Annotated in this window: 21 protein-coding genes and 4 tRNA genes; 22 read left to right on the top strand and 3 right to left on the bottom strand. The window is 68.3% G+C overall.

Annotation, left to right across the window (positions count from 1 at the left end):
* Positions 1–4 precede the first annotated feature (4 nt).
* Positions 5–1,204 carry an alpha/beta hydrolase gene (locus BM349_RS09535; protein ID WP_091706556.1) on the top strand — a complete coding sequence of 400 codons (1,200 nt, stop codon included), beginning with the start codon at positions 5–7 and terminating at the stop codon, positions 1,202–1,204.
* Between the two features lie 2 nt (positions 1,205–1,206).
* Here the strand turns inward: BM349_RS09535 and BM349_RS09530 are convergent, their stop codons facing one another.
* A complete protein-coding gene (locus BM349_RS09530; RefSeq protein WP_091706554.1) occupies positions 1,207–1,647 on the bottom strand; it encodes a SufE family protein in 441 nt (146 codons plus the stop codon).
* A gap of 82 nt (positions 1,648–1,729) precedes the next feature.
* Positions 1,730–2,629 carry a sulfurtransferase gene (locus BM349_RS09525; RefSeq protein ID WP_091706552.1) on the bottom strand — a complete coding sequence of 300 codons (900 nt, stop codon included), beginning with the start codon at positions 2,627–2,629 and terminating at the stop codon, positions 1,730–1,732.
* A gap of 122 nt (positions 2,630–2,751) precedes the next feature.
* Here BM349_RS09525 and zapE point away from each other — a divergent pair, with 122 nt between their 5' ends.
* The 3 genes from zapE (at position 2,752) to BM349_RS09510 (ending at position 5,875) form a co-directional block, all read left to right on the top strand.
* Positions 2,752–3,786 carry a cell division protein ZapE gene (gene zapE, locus BM349_RS09520; protein ID WP_091706549.1) on the top strand — a complete coding sequence of 345 codons (1,035 nt, stop codon included), beginning with the start codon at positions 2,752–2,754 and terminating at the stop codon, positions 3,784–3,786.
* Positions 3,787–3,973: 187 nt separating this feature from the next.
* A complete protein-coding gene (locus tag BM349_RS09515; protein ID WP_091706547.1) occupies positions 3,974–5,248 on the top strand; it encodes an ammonium transporter in 1,275 nt (424 codons plus the stop codon).
* 84 nt (positions 5,249–5,332) lie between these two features.
* The gene (locus BM349_RS09510; protein ID WP_091706545.1) at positions 5,333–5,875 is read left to right on the top strand and encodes a type II toxin-antitoxin system PemK/MazF family toxin; all 543 of its coding nucleotides are present in this window, start codon (positions 5,333–5,335) and stop codon (positions 5,873–5,875) included.
* A gap of 2 nt (positions 5,876–5,877) precedes the next feature.
* On the opposite strand, the gene BM349_RS09505 is transcribed toward BM349_RS09510, so the two are convergent.
* Positions 5,878–5,953: transfer RNA gene (locus tag BM349_RS09505), tRNA-Val, on the bottom strand.
* A gap of 149 nt (positions 5,954–6,102) precedes the next feature.
* On the opposite strand from BM349_RS09505, the gene BM349_RS09500 reads away from it, so the two are divergent.
* The 18 genes from BM349_RS09500 to secF all read left to right on the top strand — a co-directional run bounded on the left by BM349_RS09500 (position 6,103) and on the right by secF (position 21,030).
* A tRNA-Gly gene (locus BM349_RS09500) sits at positions 6,103–6,175 on the top strand.
* A 54-nt stretch (positions 6,176–6,229) separates the two neighbouring features.
* Positions 6,230–6,303, top strand: a tRNA-Cys gene (locus BM349_RS09495).
* 24 nt (positions 6,304–6,327) lie between these two features.
* Positions 6,328–6,399 (top strand) — tRNA-Val (locus tag BM349_RS09490).
* Positions 6,400–6,459: 60 nt separating this feature from the next.
* Positions 6,460–7,149 carry a DNA alkylation repair protein gene (locus tag BM349_RS09485; RefSeq protein WP_091706543.1) on the top strand — a complete coding sequence of 230 codons (690 nt, stop codon included), beginning with the start codon at positions 6,460–6,462 and terminating at the stop codon, positions 7,147–7,149.
* Between the two features lie 123 nt (positions 7,150–7,272).
* Complete coding sequence (locus BM349_RS09480) at positions 7,273–9,102, top strand: peroxidase family protein (protein WP_217645661.1); 1,830 nt, start codon at positions 7,273–7,275, stop codon at positions 9,100–9,102.
* A gap of 290 nt (positions 9,103–9,392) precedes the next feature.
* Positions 9,393–11,339: a threonine--tRNA ligase gene (gene thrS / locus BM349_RS09475; protein WP_254773867.1), complete on the top strand. Its 1,947-nt coding sequence runs from the start codon at positions 9,393–9,395 to the stop codon at positions 11,337–11,339.
* A gap of 5 nt (positions 11,340–11,344) precedes the next feature.
* Entirely contained in the window at positions 11,345–11,920 is a 576-nt protein-coding gene (locus BM349_RS09470) for an HIT family protein (protein ID WP_254773865.1), read from the top strand.
* A 90-nt stretch (positions 11,921–12,010) separates the two neighbouring features.
* Positions 12,011–12,925 carry a pyridoxal 5'-phosphate synthase lyase subunit PdxS gene (gene pdxS, locus BM349_RS09465; protein WP_091706539.1) on the top strand — a complete coding sequence of 305 codons (915 nt, stop codon included), beginning with the start codon at positions 12,011–12,013 and terminating at the stop codon, positions 12,923–12,925.
* Positions 12,926–12,938: 13 nt separating this feature from the next.
* Positions 12,939–13,532, top strand: coding sequence for a pyridoxal 5'-phosphate synthase glutaminase subunit PdxT (pdxT, locus tag BM349_RS09460; protein WP_091706537.1), 594 nt, complete (start codon positions 12,939–12,941; stop codon positions 13,530–13,532).
* A gap of 31 nt (positions 13,533–13,563) precedes the next feature.
* Entirely contained in the window at positions 13,564–14,085 is a 522-nt protein-coding gene (locus BM349_RS09455; RefSeq protein WP_091706535.1) for a hypothetical protein, read from the top strand.
* 4 nt (positions 14,086–14,089) lie between these two features.
* The gene (locus BM349_RS09450) at positions 14,090–14,629 is read left to right on the top strand and encodes a DUF1697 domain-containing protein (protein WP_091706533.1); all 540 of its coding nucleotides are present in this window, start codon (positions 14,090–14,092) and stop codon (positions 14,627–14,629) included.
* 41 nt (positions 14,630–14,670) lie between these two features.
* A complete protein-coding gene (locus tag BM349_RS09445; RefSeq protein WP_091706531.1) occupies positions 14,671–15,429 on the top strand; it encodes a YebC/PmpR family DNA-binding transcriptional regulator in 759 nt (252 codons plus the stop codon).
* A gap of 46 nt (positions 15,430–15,475) precedes the next feature.
* Entirely contained in the window at positions 15,476–16,036 is a 561-nt protein-coding gene (gene ruvC, locus BM349_RS09440) for a crossover junction endodeoxyribonuclease RuvC (RefSeq protein WP_175525257.1), read from the top strand.
* A 46-nt stretch (positions 16,037–16,082) separates the two neighbouring features.
* A complete protein-coding gene (gene ruvA / locus BM349_RS09435; protein WP_091706526.1) occupies positions 16,083–16,703 on the top strand; it encodes a Holliday junction branch migration protein RuvA in 621 nt (206 codons plus the stop codon).
* Positions 16,696–17,718 (top strand): Holliday junction branch migration DNA helicase RuvB, encoded by a 1,023-nt coding sequence (gene ruvB, locus BM349_RS09430; protein ID WP_254773806.1) that lies wholly within the window; start codon positions 16,696–16,698, stop codon positions 17,716–17,718. The genes ruvA and ruvB overlap by 8 nt, the downstream gene beginning before the upstream one ends.
* A gap of 83 nt (positions 17,719–17,801) precedes the next feature.
* The gene (gene yajC, locus BM349_RS09425) at positions 17,802–18,266 is read left to right on the top strand and encodes a preprotein translocase subunit YajC (RefSeq protein WP_091706522.1); all 465 of its coding nucleotides are present in this window, start codon (positions 17,802–17,804) and stop codon (positions 18,264–18,266) included.
* A gap of 41 nt (positions 18,267–18,307) precedes the next feature.
* Complete coding sequence (gene secD, locus BM349_RS09420) at positions 18,308–20,041, top strand: protein translocase subunit SecD (protein WP_091706520.1); 1,734 nt, start codon at positions 18,308–18,310, stop codon at positions 20,039–20,041.
* Positions 20,041–21,030 (top strand): protein translocase subunit SecF, encoded by a 990-nt coding sequence (secF, locus tag BM349_RS09415; RefSeq protein ID WP_091706518.1) that lies wholly within the window; start codon positions 20,041–20,043, stop codon positions 21,028–21,030. Before secD ends, secF begins: the two co-directional genes overlap by 1 nt.
* The last annotated feature ends 1 nt before the right edge of the window (position 21,031 follow it).

Genomic DNA, 21,031 nt, shown 5'->3' with positions numbered 1-21,031 from the left:
CTCGATGGTCGTCTCCAGGCGCGCCGCGATGCGCGCCCCCTCTCCCGCACTCCTGGCCGGAGTGAAGGCTGCGCTCACGGTTCTGAGCGCAGCCCTGGCCGCCGCGCTCGGTGCGCTCGCCTTCGTGTCGCTGCGCGTCGCACGCCGGGTCGTCACACCCGCGGTCCGCGTCGCCGACACCCGGATCCTCTCGCTGGACACGTCCGCGCAGACGATCACCCTGGCCCGGACGCCGGATACCCAGCTCCCCGGCAGGTACGGACTGTTCACCAGCGGAACCGAGAGCTACGTCAAGCTGGGCTCGGTGCTGGCCGAAGATGCAACGAGCGTCAAGCGCAAGCTCCTCACGCACATCGGCGCGCAGACGCGCATCTCGCCCGATGCCGCCTTCAGCGGCTGGTACTACGACCACCCCGAAGAGCTTCATCTGCCGTTCACGCCCGAGCTGATCGGCTCGGCCGTCGGCCCCTGCCCTGCGTGGCTCTTTCCGGCCGGCGACGGCGAGGTGTGGGTCGTCCAGGTGCACGGGCGCGGAACGACGCGCGCGGAATGCCTGCGGGCCGTGCCGGTCTTCCACGCGCTCGGGATCACATCCCTCGTCGTGTCGTACCGCAACGACGGCGAAGCCCCGCGCAGCCGGGCGGGCACGTACGCCCTCGGGGCGACCGAGTGGCGCGACGTGGATGCCGCCGTCGGGTTCGCCCGCCGCCGTGGAGCACGCCGGATCGTGCTGATGGGCTGGTCGATGGGCGGTGCGATCGCACTGCAGCTCGAGCTCAACTCGGCGCATCGCGATGCGATCGCCGGGTTGATCCTGGAGTCGCCCGTCGTGGACTGGCGCGTCGTACTGGGCTACCAGGCGAAGCTCATGCGCCTGCCCGCCGCCGTGACGGGGCTCGCGATCGGGGCGCTGCAGACGGAGTGGGCGACCCCGATGACCGGTGCCGGTGCCGCGATCCCGTTCGACCGGCTCGATGCGGTCTCGCGGTCGGGCGAGCTGCGGCATCCGATCCTGATCCTGCACTCCGACGACGACGGATTCGTGCCGTCCGACGCATCCCACGACCTCGTGGTCGCGCGCCCCGATCTCGTGGAGATGCAGGTGTTCGAAGTCGCACGACACACCAAGCTGTGGAATTACGACCAGGAGCGCTGGAGCGACAGCATCCGCCGCTGGCTGGAGCGGCAGGGTCTGGCGAGCTGAGATCAGGCTGCGCGCTTGGCCGCGACCTGGCGCTTCGCCCGCATCAGCATGCCCGTCATCCCGCTGATCCGCAGGGGCGAGACGGCGCGCGTCAACCCGATGCTCTGCGGGAAGTCCTCGGGGATCGCGAGGACCTCATCAGGCGTGAGTCCGGTGAGCCCCTGCACGAGGATGCTCGCGAAGCCACGGGTGGTGGGCGCTTCCTTCGGCGCGGTCGCATGCATCGCGACCAGGCCGTCCTCATCCACATCGACGACGATGTACACGGGGGACTGGCATTCGACGACCCGTTCGCACAGCTCCGGGTGCCCGTCGTAGCGCGCCGGAACAGGCGGGAGCTCGTTGGCGAAGTCGAGCAGCAGCAGCAGCCGGTCCGCCTCGGGAAGCTCGAGGAACTCGTCGCGGATCTCGGCGAGGGAATCGGGCAGCACGTGGGTGGTCATCGCATCAATCCTCCCACGCCGAAGGCTCCGCGGACCCGCCTTGCCGGCCGGTGGGCAGGGAGCCGCGGCGCTTCGGCGGCGATCAGGCCGGTACGGCGCCGGGCTCCGCGCCCGTCACGATCGGGACGCGCACGGCGCTGCCCCACTCGGTCCACGAGCCGTCGTAGTTGCGGACGTTCTCGAAGCCGAGAAGGTGCTGCAGCACGAACCAGGTGTGGCTGGAGCGCTCGCCGATGCGGCAGTACGCGACGATCTCGTCGCCGTCCTGGAGTCCGACCTCGCCCCGGTAGATCGCGTCGAGCTCGGCACGCGGCTTGAATCCGCCGTCGGCGGCGACCGCGCGCGCCCACGGCACGCTCTTCGCCGAGGGGATGTGCCCGGCGCGGAGCGCGCCCTCCTCGGGATAGGCAGGCGCGGAGGTGCGCGAACCGTCGTACTCCTCGGGCGAGCGCACATCGATCAGGGGGTTGCCGAGGTGGGCGAGCACGTCGTCCTTGTAGGCGCGGATGGTGCTGTCGTCGCGCTCGATCACCGGGTATCGCGTGGCCTCGCGCGTCGTCGGGTCGGTCGTCAGCGCGCGGCCCTCGGCGATCCACTTGTCGCGGCCGCCGTCGAGGAGCCGGACGTCCTCGTGACCGAACAGCGAGAAGACCCACAGAGCGTACGCCGCCCACCAGTTGTTCTTGTCGCCGTAGATCACGACGGTGTCATCGCGCGCGATGCCCTTGCGGCTCAGCAGGGCCGAGAAGCCCTCGCCGTCGACGTAGTCGCGCACCACCGGATCGTTCAGCTCGGTGTGCCAGTCGACCTTCACCGCGCCGGGGATGTGCCCGGTCTCGTACAGCAGCACATCCTCGTCGGACTCGACGACGACGAGCCCGGGCTGCCCGAGGCGTGCCTCGAGCCAGTCCGTGGTGACGAGACGCCCCGGCTCGGAGTATTCGGCGAACTTGGGGGATGACGTGTCGAGATCGACGGACACCGGCTGCTCCTCGGGTCAGGATGGCGGAAGCGACGGCGTAGGGTTGGACCGTCCCTTCGACCCTAGATTCCCGGGTGGGGGAGCGCACCCACTCTGTAAGACGGCGACACAGGATCAGCAGGATGACACCCACCGCGACCCGTACCGGGATCGTCCACCTCACTGAGGGCGCACCGCAGATCTCGGGGGCCGAGATGGTCGCATCCCTCGTGCCTCCGCCGCAGTTCGCGGACGCGACCTTCGAGTCCTACCGCGCCGACCCGGCCTTCCCGTCGCAGCAGGAGGCCAAGGCCACGCTGATGGCGTTCGCCGGGCTGGCGGGCACCGAGGTAAAGAGCGGCTTCTTCCGCCGTGCCAAGAAGGGACCGGAGCTCAAGCCGGGTGTCTACCTCGACGGCGGGTTCGGAGTCGGGAAGACCCACCTGCTCGCGGCGATCTACCACGCGATGCCGGTCCGGCGGAAGTACTTCGGCTCCTTCATCGAATACACCGCGCTCGTCGGAGCACTCGGCTACCAGAACACGGTCGAGCTGTTCCGCGGCGCCGATCTGCTCTGCATCGACGAGTTCGAACTCGACGATCCCGGCGACACCATGGTCATGACCCGGCTGCTCGGCGAGCTCGTCTCTTCCGGAACACGTCTGGCCGCGACATCGAACACGCCGCCGAACGCCCTCGGCGAAGGCAGGTTCGCCGCGCAGGACTTCCTGCGCGAGATCCATGCGATGGCGGCGAGCTTCGAGACGCTGCGCATCGACGGCACCGACTACCGCCATCGCGCGCTGGACGGCCATGCCGCGGTGCTGAGTCAGGCCGACTACGAAGCGACGATCGCGGATGCCGCGACCCGCGGTCTGGTCTCGGACGACGGGTTCTCCGAGCTGGTGGCCCACCTCGCGACCGTTCACCCGTCGCGCTACATCCGGCTCATCGATGGCCTGGCGATGGTCGGGCTGCGCGAGGTCGCACCCCTGACCGATCAGTCCGCCGCGCTGCGCTTCGTGGCGTTCATCGACAGGGTGTACGACGCGCAGCTGCCGATCCGCGCGACCGGCGAGACCCTCGATCTGGTCTTCCCCGATGAGATGCTCGCGGGTGGCTACCGCAAGAAGTACCTGCGGGCCGTTTCCCGTCTCGTCGCATCGACGCTCGACTAGCTCCGATCACCCGAGCGCGGCGGGATCCGCGTGATGCTCTCGGCATCCGGAAACGTGATGTTTACCTCAGCGGGGGTCGTGTAACACACGCGAAACACACTCTCGCCGCCGGAGGAAACCCGCACCCTCGACACTGGGACGACCCGACGCTCTTACCCTGCGTCCCTGCAGAGAGGTTCATTTCGAGATGGATCAAGGCAATACAGCATTCATCCTGATAGCAGCAGCACTTGTCCTGTTGATGACTCCAGGACTCGCTTTCTTCTACGGCGGTCTCGTCAAGGCAAAGAGCGTCATCAGCATGATGATGCTCAGCTTCGGCGCGATGGGCCTGATCGGGGTCCTCTGGGTCCTCTACGGCTACGCGATCGCCTTCCCGACCACTGCGGCCGGCACCATCCAGTTCCCCTGGACGATCGACCCGGCCGAGTTCGGCCTGTCGAGCCTGCTCGTCACCCCCGAGGGCGCCGCGTACCCACCGCTCGCGTTCGTCGCGTTCCAGGCGACCTTCGCGATCATCACGGTCGCGCTCATCTCGGGCGCCATCGCCGATCGTGCCAAGTTCGGGGCGTGGATCATCTTCGCCGCGATCTGGGCGACGGTCGTGTACTTCCCGGTCGCGAGCTGGGTGTTCAACTTCGGCCTGGCCGAGGACGGCAGCTTCGCCTACGGCGGCTGGATCACGTACGGCATGCAGACGTGGTTCGGCGTCGGCGCGCTCGACTTCGCCGGTGGCACCGCGGTCCACATCAACGCGGGTGCTGCGGCCCTCGCGCTCGCCCTCGTCCTCGGAAAGCGCGTCGGCTTCCAGAAGGGCGTGCACGTCCCGCACAACCCGCCCTTCGTCCTCCTCGGCGCCGGCCTCCTGTGGTTCGGCTGGTTCGGCTTCAACGCCGGTTCCGAGCTCGCAGCGGACAACGCCGCGTCGCTCGCCTTCGTGAACACGCTCGCCGCTCCCGCGGCGGCGCTGCTCGCGTGGCTGGTCGTCGAGAAGCTCAAGGACGGCAAGCCGACCTCGGTGGGCGCCGCCTCGGGTGCCGTCGCGGGTCTCGTCGCGATCACTCCCGCATGTGCGTTCCTGACGCCCATCTGGGCGATCGTGCTCGGCCTCATCGCCGGTGCGGTCTGCGCGCTGGCGATCGAGCTGAAGTTCAAGTGGGGCTTCGATGACTCGCTCGATGTCGTGGGCATCCACCTCGTCGGCGGTCTCATCGGAACGCTGTACCTGGGCTTCTTCGCCAACGGCACCGGCCTCATCTACAGCGGCAGCGCCACGCAGCTGCTCGTTCAGGCGATCGCGGCCTTCTCGGTCCTGATCTACTCGTTCGTACTCGCGTATGTGATCGGCTGGATCATCCAGAAGACGATCGGCTTCCGCGTCAAGAACGAGGACGAGATCGCCGGCATCGACACCATCGTGCACGGCGAAGAGGGCTACGTCCTCGCCGACGCGAAGGCGTAGGTCCCGCAGCACACAGCACAGGAGGCCCCGCGACTTCGGTCGCGGGGCCTCCTGCCGTCTCCGCGGCCTCGGTAGGGTCATGTTGTGGCGGAGGGCAAGGGAATCATCGGAGCGCTCTCGCGCCTGTTCGGCTCGGCCCGATCGGCACCGGCATCGGTCAGTGCAGGAGACGCGAGCGATCCGACGCGTGCCGACCACACCGGGCGCGCCGGATCGGCCGCGACGACCGAGGTCGCCCCGCCTGGACCGGACGCGCTGCGGATCACCTACGCGCCACTGCACGACGGCGACCCCGATGCCGGCGAGATCGTCTGGACGTGGGTTCCGTACGCAGAGAACGACGGACGGGGCAAGGACCGTCCGGTGCTGGTGATCGGCCGCCAAGATGCGGAGCGGGTCTTCGCGGTGCGGTTGACGAGCAAGTCGCATGACGGCGACCGCGACTTCCTGAGCATCGGCGCAGGCGCGTGGGACTCACAGGGACGACCCTCATGGGTGGACATCGAGCAGCTGTACAGCGTGCACGCGTCCGGGATGCGGCGTGAGGCTTCGGCCCTGGATCTGGAACGGTTCGTGCGGGTCGCAGACGCGCTGCACCGGAGATACGGCTGGGCTGTCGGCAACTGAGGTGGTGGGCGATACCAGACTCGAACTGATGACCTCTTCCGTGTGAAGGAAGCGCGCTACCAACTGCGCCAATCGCCCGTGGCCCTGCGGGGCCGAGTCTCGATCTTACCGGATGGCTCCGGCCCGAGCGAACCGGTGCGAGTGTGACACGCGAGGGTCTGCACTGGTTTGGCGAGTCAGAATTCATCGGCTAAAGTCGTTCACGCGCCTGGAGCAATCCGGGGAACGCGGATGTAGCGCAGTTGGTAGCGCACAACCTTGCCAAGGTTGGGGTCGCGAGTTCGAGTCTCGTCATCCGCTCGAGTGCAGGGATCTCCTCTCAGGGAGATCACGGCACGTGGGGTCAATCCACACGGTGGCGTGGCCGAGCGGCTAGGCACCGGCCTGCAAAGCCGTTTACACGGGTTCGAATCCCGTCGCCACCTCCACTCTCAACTCAATAGCCCGTACGGGCGCGATTGGCGCAGCGGTAGCGCGCTTCCCTGACACGGAAGAGGTCACTGGTTCGATCCCAGTATCGCGCACAGCAGAACCCCCGGAATTCCGGGGGTTTTCTGCGTTCCGTGACCGCTAGCGTGAGACGTATGCCGACCCGCCCAGACGGTGATGCGGCCGCGCTGACGGCCCGGATCCGCGACGCTCTCGCCGTCCAGGCGGACCCCGAGCGGGCTCGGGGCCAGCAGGCGTACATGAAGTCGGCGATGCCGTTCTACGGCGTGCCTGTCCCCGAGGCACGCCGCATCGCCCGCACCGCCGCGAAATCCGCGGGAGCGACCGACTCCGCCGTGCTGCAGGATGCTGCGCGCTCACTCTGGGACGCTGCGGCACACCGGGAGGAGCGGTACGCCGCGATGGCGCTGCTCGCCCTGCCTGCGGCATCCGCGGATTCTCGCATCGTGCCCCTGATCGAGCACATGGTGCGCACCGGCCGGTGGTGGGATTACACGGATGAGCTCGCGCATCGTCTCGCCGCGCTGCACGACCGCGAACCGGTCGCCACGGCCGCCCTCGTGCGGCGGTGGAGCACGGATGAGGACCTGTGGATCCGGCGCATCGCGATCATCTCGCAGCTCGGCAGACGAGAACGCGTCGACCGCGATCTGCTCGCCGACGTGATCGACCCGAACCTCGCCGACCGGGAATTCTTCATCCGCAAGGCGATCGGCTGGGCCCTGCGGGAGTTCGCGCGCGTCGATCCGGACTGGGTCCGCCAGTACGCAGGGACGCACGAGCTCAGCCCGCTGAGTCGCCGGGAGGCGCTCAAGCACTTCTGAGCAGCATCGACGTATCAGAGCACCGGCGCGCGGCCTCGTCGCCGTGATGGCCCGCGCCCGGGGTGCATCACTAGTATTCGGGCAGGTCCCAATGGTTGCGCCACCCATCGAGCGGGAGACGACGTGAGCAAGCCTTCACTGTTCGATCGGGCATCGACCGCGTACTTCGCGCGGGTGAACCGCACTCGGCCGTGGCACAGGCTGCCGTTCGTCCTCGGCCTGCTCAACCTCATCGCACTGCGCGAACAGCTGCGCGAGTCCAATCTGATCGACACGCGGACCCCCGGTGACCCGCACCGGTCACCGGCGGCGACCCCCGACACCCTGGCCGACGGGGTGCGGCGATTCCGCACCGCCGACGGCTCCTACAACGACCTGGGCGATCCCGACATGGGGCGCGCGGGCACCCGCTTCGCCCGGAACGTGCCGCTGGCCGATGCGTGGCCCGCCGAAGCCCCTGCGATCATGACGCCGAGTCCGCGTGAGATCAGCAGGAAGCTCATGCGCCGCGAGGAGTTCACGCCCGCGACATCGCTGAACCTCCTCGCCGCGGCGTGGATCCAATTCCAGACCCACGACTGGTTCGCGCACGGCCGCGAAACCGAAGCGGCGGTCGAGATCCCGCTCGAGGAGGGGGATGACTGGTTCGAGACCCCGATGCGCATCCCGCTGACCAAACAGGACACGACAAGGGTCGCCGCGGACGACGGATTGCCGGCGACGTACATCAACAGCCAGACGCACTGGTGGGACGCATCCTCGATCTACGGGATCACTCCCGAGCGGCGAGCGGAGATCCGGACGGGCGTGGACGGCAAGCTCGTCCTCAAGGACGGCCAGCTGCCGCTCGATCCGGCCACCGGCGTCGCCCTCACCGGATTCAGCGAGAACTGGTGGGTCGGCCTGGGACTGCTGCACACCCTGTTCACGCTCGAGCACAACGCGATCTGCGACCGGCTCAAGCGCGACCACCCCGCGATGAGCGAAGACGAGCTGTTCGGCACGGCGCAGCTGATCAACTCTGCGCTCCTGGCGAAGATCCACACGGTCGAGTGGACGCCCGCGATCATCGCCCACCCCGTGCTGAAGGTCGCGATGCGCGCGAACTGGTGGGGCATGGCGGGGGAGAAGGTGCACCGCCGGTGGGGGCGGATCAGCTCCAGCGACGTGATCAGCGGCATCCCCGGGTCGCACTTCGACCACCACGGCGCGCCGTACCAGCTGACCGAGGAGTTCGCCGCGGTGTACCGGCTGCACAACCTGCTGCCCGACACACTCGAGGTGCACGCCCTCGCCGACGACGCCCTGGTCGACTCGATGGACTTCGAGGAGATCATCCTGCTCAACGCGCATCGTGTGCTCACCAGCGGAGCGAAGGTCTCCGACCTCTGGTACTCGTTCGGCATCCAGCATCCGGGTGCGGTGGTGCTGCACAACTTCCCCCGATGGATGCAGGACCTCACACTCCAGGACGGCCTTCGGCTCGACCTCGCCGCGCTCGACATCATGCGCGACCGCGAGCGCGGGGTGCCCCGCTACAACCAGTTCCGGCGGCGTCTGCACCTCAAGCCCGCCGAGACGTTCGAGGAGCTGACCGACGATCCGGTGTGGGCCGCAGAGCTCGCGGAGATGTACGGCGGGGACGTCGAGCAGGTCGACCTGCAGATCGGCATGCACGCCGAGACGCCGCCGAAGGGCTTCGGGTTCAGCGACACCGCCTTCCGCGTGTTCATCCTGATGGCCAGCCGCCGGCTCAAGAGCGACCGCTTCCTCACCGACTGCTACACGGAGGAGTACTACACCAGGACGGGATTGCAGTGGATCGCCGACAACACGATGATCACGGTCCTACTGCGGCACTTCCCCGAGCTCGCCAAGTCGCTCGAGGGCGTGCCGAACGCGTTCGTACCCTGGAATGTGAGCCCCGCGTCCGGCACCACCACCGCTTCTTGATGCCTGCATGATCCGCCGCAGGGCTCCCCAGGTCCCAGCGGCGCGGTCGCGCCCGGCGGTTAGACTGTGCTGCATGGGATTGCGCCAGCTGCCGAATGCGACCGTCGTCGCTTCCGTCGGCACGCGAACGCTCGGCGCCTGAGCGGGCGGGACGCCCTGCGCGTCCGAAGCTGAGCCACCCTGATCCGAGCCACCCACTGGAGTGTTCCGTGACTGACGTCATCCCTCCGTCGGACGTGACCTATCCCGCCGACGGATTCGCCCTCTTCCCCGATCGCTCCGTCGTCGCAATGCGCGTCGGCGGCGAACTGAAGGATCTCGCGACGGTCGTCGCGGAGACGGATGCCGTCGAGCCGGTGACGATCGACAGCGCCGACGGTCTCGCGATCCTGCGCCACTCGGCCGCGCACGTGCTCGCACAGGCGGTGCAGCGCATCGATCCGCAGGCGAACCTCGGGATCGGACCGCCGATCACCGACGGGTTCTATTACGACTTCGGGGTGGAGCAGCCCTTCACACCGGAGGACCTGAAGGCCATCGACAAGGAGATGCAGCGCATCATCAGGGAGGGCCAGCGATTCGTCCGTCGCGTCGTGACCGATGATGAGGCGCGTGTCGAGCTCGCCGCCGAGCCGTTCAAGCTCGAGCTCATCGGGCTCAAGGGTGCCTCCTCGACAGGGTCGGCGGCCGGCGAGTACGCGGACGGCGCGAACGTCGAGGTCGGTGCCGGCGAGCTCACGATCTACGACAACGTCAACCGGGACGGCGAGGTCGTCTGGAAGGACCTGTGCCGCGGCCCTCACCTCCCGAACACGCGGATGATCGGCAACGGCTGGGCGCTGACCCGCATCGCCGCCGCATACTGGCGCGGAAGCGAGAAGAACCCGCAGCTGCAGCGCATCTACGGCACCGCCTGGCCGACCAAGGAAGACCTGCGGGCCCACCAGCAGCGGCTCGAGGAAGCGGCCAAGCGCGACCACCGGCGCCTCGGCAAGGAGCTGGACCTGTTCTCGTTCCCCGACGAGATCGGCTCGGGACTGTCGGTGTGGCACCCCCGCGGCGGCATCGTCCGTCAGGAGATGGAGCAGCACGCGCTGCATCGTCACCGCGCTGCCGGCTATACCTACGTGTACACCCCGCACATCACCAAGAAGGACCTGTTCATCGAGTCCAACCACCTCGTGACGTATGCGGAGGGCATGTTCCCGCCGATCCGCATGGATGAGGAGCGCGACGAGAACGGCGCGATCACCAAGCAGGGCGTCGACTACTACCTGAAGCCGATGAACTGCCCGATGCACATCCTGATCTATCGCGAGCGCGCCCGCAGCTACCGCGATCTGCCCATGCGCCTCGCCGAGAACGGCACCGTGTACCGCAACGAGCTCTCCGGGGCACTGCATGGGCTCACCCGCGTGCGCGGCTTCACACAGGACGATGCGCACCTGTTCGTCACACCCGAGCAGCTCGAGGGCGAAGTCGCCGAGGTGCTCGAATTCGTCCTGTCGCTCCTGCGCGACTTCGGCTTGAGCGACTTCGAGCTCGAGCTGTCGATGCGCGACGACGAGAAGTCGAAGTGGATCGGCGACGAGGCGCACTGGGCAGAGGCCACCGACGCGCTGCGCCGCGTCGCCCTGGCCAGCGGGCTCAAACTGACCGAGGTCGCGGGCGAGGCCGCGTTCTACGGCCCCAAGATCGACTTGAAGGTCAAGGACGCGATCGGGCGCACCTGGCAGCTGTCGACCGTGCAGCTCGATTTCAACCTGCCCGAGCGGTTCCATCTCGAGTTCACCGACCGGGACGGGATCAAGAAGCGCCCGGTGATGATCCACCGCGCCCTGATGGGCTCGATCGAGCGCTTCTTCGCGATCCTGCTCGAGCACTACGCGGGAGCCTTCCCGGTGTGGCTGGCGCCCGTGCAGGTCGTCGGCATCCCCGTTGCGGAGGAGTACTACGACTACCTCGATGAGGTCATCGTCAAGCTCACCCGCGCCGGCGTCCGCGCCGAGGTCGATCACAGCGACGACCGGATGCAGAAGAAGATCCGCACCCACACGACCCACAAGGTGCCCCTGCAGCTCATCGCGGGGGAGCAGGATCGCGCGGGTGGCACGGTCTCCTTCCGCTTCCGTGACGGCACGCAGGAGAACGGCGTGCCCATCGAGGACGCAGTCCGCCGGATCACCGGAGCGATCGCGACGCGGGCGCTGGTGAACACCGCAGAGGATCTCGCGTGAGCGAGATCCCGGTCCCTGAGCGAGCGGAGCGCGTCGAGGGGCTTGTGAGCGATGAGCTCATCGACGCCGCCACCCTGGCAGGCGTCCCCGACGAGTTCCAGCGGCTGTGGACGCCGCACCGGATGGCGTACATCCAGGCCGGGCCGGAGCCGCTGCGCGACGCGTGCCCGTTCTGCGCGGCGCCCGGGATGTCCGACGAGGATGCGCTGATCGTCGCTCGCGGCACGACGGCGTTCGTGCTGCTGAACCTGTTCCCGTACAACTCCGGCCATCTGCTCGTGTGCCCCTATCGGCATATCTCGCACTACGACGAGGCGACCGCCGAGGAGGTCGCCGAGATCGCGGCGCTCACGCAGCAGGGCATGCGCGTACTCCGCTCCGTGTCCCGATGCGACGGGTTCAACATCGGCATGAACCAGGGTCACATCGCGGGCGCCGGGATCGACGGGCATCTCCACCAGCACATCGTTCCGCGCTGGCGGGCCGACGCGAACTTCTTCCCGATCATCGCGAAGACCAAGGCGCTGCCGCAGCTTCTGGGCGATGTGCGCCGCACCGTGGCCGACGCCTGGAACTCCTGACCGCATCGCTCGACACCCCGGTCCAGCGGACCGCGGGTGGCTCGCCGCCGCGGCAGGAGCGGCATCCGAGCCCCAGTAGAATCGATCATTATGACTGACAGCACCACCTCCTCGCCCCAGGCCGCCCAGCACGGTTCGAGTCGCGTCAAGCGCGGACTCGCCGAGATGCTCAAGGGCGGCGTCATCATGGACGTCGTCACCGCCGAGCAGGCCAAGATCGCGGAGGATGCCGGAGCAGTCGCGGTGATGGCGCTCGAGCGCGTCCCCGCCGACATCCGCGCGCAGGGCGGGGTGTCGCGGATGAGCGACCCCGACATGATCGAGAGCATCATCTCGTCCGTGTCGATCCCGGTGATGGCCAAGGCCCGGATCGGCCACTTCGTCGAGGCGCAGGTGCTGCAGGAGCTCGGCGTGGACTACATCGACGAGTCCGAGGTCCTCTCGCCCGCCGACTACGTCAACCACATCGACAAGTGGAAGTTCACCGTCCCGTTCGTGTGCGGTGCGACCAACCTCGGCGAGGCGCTGCGTCGAATCAACGAGGGCGCGGCGATGATCCGCTCCAAGGGCGAGGCCGGCACGGGCGACGTGTCCGAGGCCACGAAGCACATCCGCAAGATCTCCGGCGAGATCAACGTCCTCCGCTCCCTGACCAAGGACGAGCTGTACGTCGCGGCCAAGGAGCTGCAGGCTCCGTACGAGCTCGTCGCCGAGATCGCCGAGACCGGCAAGCTGCCGGTCGTGCTGTTCGTCGCCGGCGGTGTGGCCACCCCGGCCGACGCCGCGATGATGATGCAGCTCGGCGCCGACGGCGTCTTCGTCGGGTCCGGCATCTTCAAGTCGGGCAACCCCGCGGAGCGCGCCGCCGCGATCGTGAAGGCCACCACGTTCTACGACGACGCGAAGGTCATCGCCGATGTCTCCCGCGGTCTCGGCGAGGCGATGGTCGGCATCAACGTGACCGACCTCGCAGCCCCGCACCGGCTCGCCGAGCGCGGCTGGTAGCCGGCCGCTGAGCGTGTCCAAGCGCCCCCGCGTCGGCGTCCTCGCGCTGCAGGGCGACGTCCGCGAGCACGCGCGCGTCCTCTCCGACCTGGGGGCCGACGTGGACCTCGTGCGACGCCCGTCCGAGCTCTCGGCGGTGGACGGCCTGGTGATCCCGGGGGGCGAGTCGAGCGTGATCGACAAGCTGTCGCGCGCGTTCGGCATGCAGCAGCCCCTCCGCGACGCGATCGCCGGGGGGATGCCGATCTACGGCACGTGCGCAGGACTCATCCTGCTCGCCGACCGCATCACCGACGGGATCGACGGACAGCAGACCTTCGGCGGACTCGATGTGACCGTGCAGCGCAACGCCTTCGGGAACCAGCTCGATTCGTTCGAGACCGACCTCGATGTCCCTGTGCTCGGAGAGCCGCCGGTCCACGCGGTGTTCATCCGCGCGCCGCTCGTGCTGGACGCCGGGTCGGGGGTCGAGACGGTCGCGCGCCTCGCGGACGGTCGCATCGTCGCGGTGCGCACGCCGACGCTTCTCGGCACCTCGTTCCACCCCGAGGTCACCGGTGAGCGTCGTTTTCACGAGCTGTTCCTCGACACGGTGCGCGCCGCCTGACGCTCGTGGGCTCAGCGGCTAGATTTCTGACATGACCATCAACGAGTGGTGGCACGACCGCCCAGAAGAGCGGTACTGGATGATCGCCCCTTCTCGCGGCATCGTGGGCGACGCGCTCAGCGCGCCGAAGGCGTCGCCGGACCGCCGGTTCGAGTGGTCGCACGAACTGGTCGGCTGCACCGAACCGGGCGACACCCTCTTCGTCTGGGATCGGACGCTCACCATGCCCGGCATCGCCGCATGGGGACGCGTGCTCGGCCCGATGGGCGAGTCGACGACGGCTCGCCACGGTGAGCTGATGCCCCATTGGCGCATGCCGGTCAGCGACACCCTCCGGCTGGCCTCCCCGATCACCCTGACCGGTCTGCGTCGGATCGGCGGGGACATCGTCGCGATCCGCGACTCGATCGAAGCGTCCACCGAGGGCCCCGTGTACTTCCCGTTCATCGGCGCGGCCGAGAGCCTGGTGCCGGCGCCGGCGTATCTGAGCAAGGTGCCGCGCGACCTCGTCGCGCTGCTGTCGTCGCGGTTCGGCTTCGAATTCGCCCTCTGAGCCGATGACCGCGTGGGTCGCGCTGCTGCGCGGAGTCAATGTCGGGGGAGTGACGATCCGCAATGCGGACCTGGCCGCGCTGATGACCGGCGCGCTGGGCTTCAGCGCGGTCCGAACCGTGCTCGCCAGCGGGAACGTCTCCTTCGAGACGGATGCCGCCCCGTCAGCGCGCGCGACGCTCAAGCGCTCGATCGAGACGGCGCTCTGGGAGCGATTCGGCTACGACGCATGGATCGTCCTGGTCACGCGCGCAGAGGTCGAGAAGGCCATCGAAGCCTTCCCGTTCGATGCGGCCGACTCCGAGCGTCAGCCCTGGGTGATCTTCGGCTCGGACGACGCGGTGCTGGACGAGCTGATCGAGGCGGCGGCATCCTTCGACGGCGACGCCGACCCGGTCTCCCGCGGCGACGGCGTCATCTACTGGAATCCGGTCAAGGGCACGACCGTCGACACGGCGTTCGGCAAGCTGCTCGCGCGCAAGGCGTACCGCTCGTCGACGACGAACCGCAATCTGCGCACGCTGCACAAGATCGCCGACGGCTGATCCCGGCGTGCGGCGTCGGGCACGGCACGTAAACTGAAGGCATGTCCGGCCACTCCAAGTGGGCGACCACGAAGCACAAGAAGGCGATCATCGATTCGCGCCGTGCCAAGTCGTTCGCCAAGCTCATCAAGAACATCGAAGTCGCAGCCAAGATCGGCGGTGCCGACCTCTCGGGCAACCCCACGCTGGTGGATGCCGTCCAGAAGGCGAAGAAGACCTCGGTCCCCAACGACAACATCGACCGGGCCATCAAGCGCGGTGCGGGCCTGACCGGCGAGTCCGTCGACTACCAGACGATCCTCTACGAGGGTTACGGGCCGAACGGCGTCGCACTGCTCATCGAGTGCCTGACGGACAACCGCAACCGCGCCGCCGCGGAGGTGCGAACCGCCATGACGCGCAACGGCGGCACCATGGCCGACCCGGGCAGCGTCGCCTACAACTTCCACCGCAAGGGCGTCATCGTCGTGGCATCCGAGAACGCGTCCGAGGACGACCTGATGCTGGCGGTGCTCGATGCCGGCGCGGAGGAGATCGAGCCGCACGGCGACGGGTTCGGCGTGATCACGGATGCCTCCGAGCTGGTCGCGGTCCGCTCTGCACTCCAGGACGCGGGCATCGACTACGAGTCGGCGGACGTCGAATTCGTGCCGTCTCTCAAGGTGGAGGTCGACGCCGACACGGCCCGCAAGGTCTTCCGCCTCATCGATGCGCTCGAAGACAGCGACGACGTGCAGAACGTGTACAGCAACTTCGATCTGTCCGCAGACGTCCAGGCGGAGCTCGAGACCGACGAGTAGGGCGCGCCGCACCCGAGTGCCACCGCCCCCCGCCTAGCGTGGAGTGATGGCAGCCCTGCGCGTACTCGGCATCGACCCCGGCCTGACCCGCTGCGGTGTCGGCGTGGTCGATGTCGCGCGCGACCGGTCCGCGACCCTCGTGCACGTCGGTGTGATCCGTTCCGATCCTGGTGAGCCCATCGAGCGCCGGCTGGCCACGATCGCGGCCGGGATCCGCGCGGTGATCGACGAGCATCACCCCTCGGTCGTGGCCGTCGAGCGCGTCTTCTCCCAGCACAATCGCCAGTCCGTGATGGGTACCGCGCAGGCGAGCGGGATCGCGCTCCTCATCGCCGGCGAGCGGGGCCTGCTCGCCACGACGCATACCCCGACCGAGGTCAAGGCGGCCGTGACGGGGTACGGCGCGGCGGACAAGCGGCAGGTCCAGGCGATGATCGCGCGAATCCTGCGACTGGACGAGGTTCCGCAGCCGGCCGACGCGGCCGATGCGCTCGCGTTGGCGCTCTGCCACGCGTGGCGCGGTGGGGGCGCTCAGGCACCCGCGGGCGGGGCGCTGACGCCGGCGCAGCGCGCCTGGGCGGATGCCGAACGTCTCGCCCGTCGATGAGTGTGTCGGTCGAACAAAACTGCGAACCGCGTTCTAGGCTCGTCGCATGATCTCCTCGCTGCGCGGTCGTGCCGCCCACGTCGATTCGGACTCGCTCGTCATCGAGGTCGGGGGAGTCGGGCTGACGGTCGCAGTCACGCCGCACGTCGCCCATGCGACGAACGTCGGGGATGAGGTTCATCTGCACACCAGCCTGATCGTGCGCGAGGACGCCCTCTCGCTCTTCGGGTTCGAGAGCCGCGACGAACTGATCGTCTTCACCCAACTGCTCGGAGTCACCGGCGTGGGGCCGAAGTCCGCCCTGGGCGTCCTCGCGGCACTGAGCGTCGCGCAGATCGCCGAGGCGGTCGGCGCCGACGACGATGCGCCGTTCCGGCGCGTGTCGGGCATCGGTCCCAAGACCGCGAAGCTGATCGCCGTGCAGCTCGCCGGCAAGGTCGTGGCTCCGAGGGCGGCGGGCGCGCCGAGATCGGATGCCGCTCCCGGCGTCGCCGCACAGGTCACGCAGGCGCTCGTCGGCCTGGGGTGGAGCGAACGCGCCGCCGTGGAGGCCGTGACGAGTGCGGTCGAGAGCGCGACTCCCGCCGAGAGCGCAGCCGTACCGTCGCTGCTGCGCCTCACGCTCGCGACGCTGGGCCCGGCGCGGAAGGAGCATGCCGGTGGATGAGCTGCGCGATGCCGACGAGCCGGTCGACGAGACCGAGCTCGCGATCGAGGGCGCGCTGAGGCCCACATCTCTGGCCGAGTTCGTCGGCCAGCAGAAGGTGCGCGGTCAGCTTCAGCTGCTCCTGGATGCCGCGCGGATCCAGCAGCGTCCCGCCGACCACATCCTGCTGTCCGGGCCGCCGGGCCTGGGCAAGACGACGCTGGCGATGATCGTCGCGCACGAGAGCGGCAGACCGCTTCGCATGTCGAGCGGGCCGGCGATCCAGCACGCGGGCGACCTGGCCGCACTCCTGTCGAGTCTGACGCCGGGAGAGGTGCTCTTCATCGACGAAGTGCATCGCATGGCGCGATCCGCGGAGGAGATGCTCTACCTCGCGATGGAGGACTTCCGCATCGACATCATGGTCGGCAAGGGCGCCGGCGCGACCAGCATCCCGCTGGACCTGTCGCCGTTCACCCTGGTCGGCGCGACGACGCGGTCGGGGCTCCTGCCCAATCCGCTGCGGGATCGCTTCGGCTTCACGGCGCATCTCGAGTACTACGAGCCCGAAGAGCTCGAACGCGTCATCGAGCGGTCTGCCGCGATGCTCGCCGTCGATCTGCCGGCACCGTCGCGGGCCGAGATCGCGCGGCGCTCGCGGGGCACCCCGCGGATCGCGAACAGGCTCCTGCGCCGGGTGCGCGACTTCATGATCGTCCGAGGGGGCGGCGGCGACACCGCCACCGTCGACGCGGCCCTCGACCTCTACGACGTGGACTCCATCGGCCTCGATCGCCTGGACCGAGCCGTGCTCGACGCGCTCGTACGGCGCTTCCGCGGCGGGCCTGTCGGCCTGAGCACACTGGCGGTCGCCGTCGGCGAGGAGGCGGAGACGATCGAGTCGGTCGTCGAGCCGTACCTCGTGCGCATCGGTTTCATGGGTCGGACGCCGCGGGGGAGGATCGCCATGCCTGCCGCCTTCGCGCACCTCGGCGCATCCCACCTCGACTCGGCGCTCAGATTCGATGATCTATAATCGCTGGAGGCTCTCGCCTACCCCCTCCCTGCAAGGCAGTGCCGCCACGGCGCGCGCCTGATTCGAAAGGTGCTCTCGCCTCCATGGACATCGCCACGTTCTTCGGCAACTACGGCCTCATCATCCTGCTGGTCGTCCTCCTCGGCTTCATGTTCTGGAGCTCGCGCCGCCGCATGGCGAAGCAGAAAACCGAGCAGGAGGCCAAGGCCCGCCAGACGGTCCCCGGCGCCGAGGTCCTGCTGCAGGGCGGCCTGTACGGCACGATCGTCGCCTACGACCCCGACAACCTCGACCAGCCCGCGCTCGTCCAGATCGCTCCCGGAGTCGAGATCAAGGTCCACAGCCAGGCCATCCTCCGCGTCGTCGACCCCGCGCAGGGCGCCGTGACCGAGGACGAATTCATCGAGTCGGAAGCCAGCGAGGCCGGCTACGTCGCCGGTGTCGCCAGCGGTTCGATCAGCTCCATCAGCGACGACCAGTCGCGCGCGACCGAGACCGAGCCGACGGCGGAGCCCGACACCGACCCGGAAACCAAGCCCAAGGCCTGACCCGCTCGCCCCTTCCCGGGCTCTCAGAAAGCTGACCCTCCGTGGCGACATCCACCCCTGTCCGGCATGCCTGGCGTGCGCTGACCGGTCTTCTGATCATCACCGCACTGCTGTTCGGCATCAACGCACTCGGCGTCTACGTGTTCAAGGCGAGCTCCTGGACCCCTGAGCTCGCGCTCGACCTCCAGGGCGGCACGCAGATCATCCTCGAGGCGCAGACCGTCGACGGCAGCGCGCCGACCGAAGACCAGATGAACCAGGCGGTCACGATCATCCGCCAGCGCGTCGACGCCTCCGGCGTCGGCGAGGCCGATGTGACGACCGAGGGCGGCAAGAACATCGTCGTCCAGATCCCCGGACAGGCCGACGAGCAGACGCGGCAGCGGATCGAGGCGTCCGCGCAGCTGCAGCTGCGCGCCGTGCTCTACGCCGGCGAGCCGGCCACCACCTTCGTGGGCGACGACGGCAAGGAGACGCCGTACCCGACCCCGGATCCGACGCTCAACTCCACACCCACCGCGGAGCCGACCAACGGAAGCGACCCGGCCTGGGTGACCGAAGCGCTGTACGCGGAGTTCCTCTCGTACGACTGCGACGATCCCGCCAACGACCCGGCCAACGCGCCGAAGGACGAGCCGCTCATCACGTGCGAGGCCGACGGCAGCGTCAAGTACATCCTCGGCCCGGTCGAACTCGACGGCTCCTCGATCACCGATGCGACCTACGGCCTGCAGCAGACCAACGGCCAGTGGTCGGTCAACCTGAAGTTCGACGATGCCGGCACCAAGACGTTCGGTGAGATCAGCCAGCGCCTCTACGGCGCCGACCCGCCGCTGAACCAGTTCGCGTTCGTGCTCGACGGGTACGTGCTGTCGGCGCCTTCGATGAACGCGATCATCCTGGGCGGCGACCCGAGCATCACCGGCAGCTTCACGCAGGAGACCGCCAAGGTGCTCGCCGACCAGCTCAAGTACGGCGCGCTGCCGCTGAGCTTCGAAGTCGTCAGCTCCGACACGATCTCGGCCACGCTCGGATCGCAGCAGCTGCAGATCGGCCTCATCGCCGGACTCATCGGCCTCGCGCTCGTGGCCGTCTACGTTTTGATCGTCTACCGCGCGCTCGGACTGGTGATCATCGCGTCGCTCGCGGTCATGGGTGTGCTCACGTACATCACGATCTGCATCCTGGCCTGGCGCATGGGCTTCCGCCTGTCGCTGGCCGGTGTCGCGGGTCTGATCGTGTCGATCGGATTCACCGCCGACTCGTTCATCGTGTACTTCGAGCGAATCCGAGACGAGCTGCGCGACGGCAAGTCCATCACCGGCGCCGTCGAGGACGGCTGGGATCGCGCCAAGCGCACGATCTACATCTCGAAGTCGATCAACATCCTGGCTGCCGTGGTGCTGTACATCCTGGCCGATGCGACCGTGAAGGGCTTCGCGTTCACGCTCGGACTCACCACGGTCATCGACGTCATGATCTTCATCCTGTTCACGCACCCCGTCATGCAGCTGCTCGCGCGCACGAGATTCTTCGGATCCGGGCATCCGCTCTCCGGCATGGATCCGGCCGCGCTCGGCGCGGTCTACCGAGGTCGCGCGCAGTTCCGGGCGCCGGTCGCGCAGTCCACCAAGACGCAGGCCGAGCGTCGCGCCTCACGGTCGCGCGGTGAGGCCGAGAGGCGTCAGACGATCGCCGAGCGGAAGCAGGCCGAGCTGACGAAGGTCCCCGACACCGGCAAACCGTCCACGCCCGACAAGGAGGGAGAGCTCTGATGCGCTCCATGAGCCAGTTCGGCAACGACCTCTACACCGGCAAGACCTCGTTCCCGTTCGTCGGACGCCGGCGTCTGTGGTTCATCATCGCGGCGATCCTGGTGATCGGCTCCGCGCTGGTGCCGCTGTTCCGGCCGATCCAGTTCTCGATCGAGTTCACCGGCGGATCGCAGTTCACCGTCTCGGGCGTGTCCTCGCCGGACCAGGCGGTCGCCACCGAGGCCGTGCAATCCGTCGTTCCGGATGCCGTCACCAAGGTGACCACGGTCGGCGACAGCACGGTCCGAGTCCAGACCGACCAGCTGACACCCGACGAGTCGCTGCAGGTCACGAGCGCGCTCGCCGAGGCGTACGACGTCCCCGTCAGCGAAGTGACCGCATCCTTCATCGGGCCGAGCTGGGGCGCCGATGTGACCCGGCAGTCGCTCTGGGGACTTGCGATCTTCCTCGCGCTCACCTTCCTGATCCTCGCGCTGTACTTCCGCACCTGGAAGATGTCGGTCACCTCGATCATCGGCCTGCTCGACGTCCTCATCATCACGATCGGCGTCTACGCGCTGTGCGGCTTCGAGATCTCGCCGGCGGCCGTGATCGGCTTCCTGACGATCCTGTCGTACGCGCTGTACGACACGACCGTCGTCTTCGACAAGATCAGGGAGAACACGACCGAGGACGGAGAGGTGTCGGGGCGCACGTTCGGCGAGTCCGTCAACCTCGCGGTCAACCAGACGCTGATCCGATCGATCAACACCACGGTCGTGGCGATCCTGCCGACCGGTGCGATCCTCTTCATCGGCGCGCTCTGGCTGGGCGCCCAGACCCTCACCGACATCTCGCTCGCGATCTTCGTCGGCACGATCGTCGCGGCGTACTCGACGCTGTTCGTCGCATCGCCGCTGTACTCGCTGCTGCGAGAGCGCGAACCCGCCGTCAAGGCGCGCGACGCTCGCGCGCTGTCCGCACGCGAGCGGGCGGGAGTGCCCGTCTGAG

The organism is Microbacterium sp. cf046 (assembly GCF_900114345.1).
GTDB lineage: Bacteria > Actinomycetota > Actinomycetes > Actinomycetales > Microbacteriaceae > Microbacterium.
This window is presented reverse-complemented; position numbering and strand designations above follow the sequence as displayed.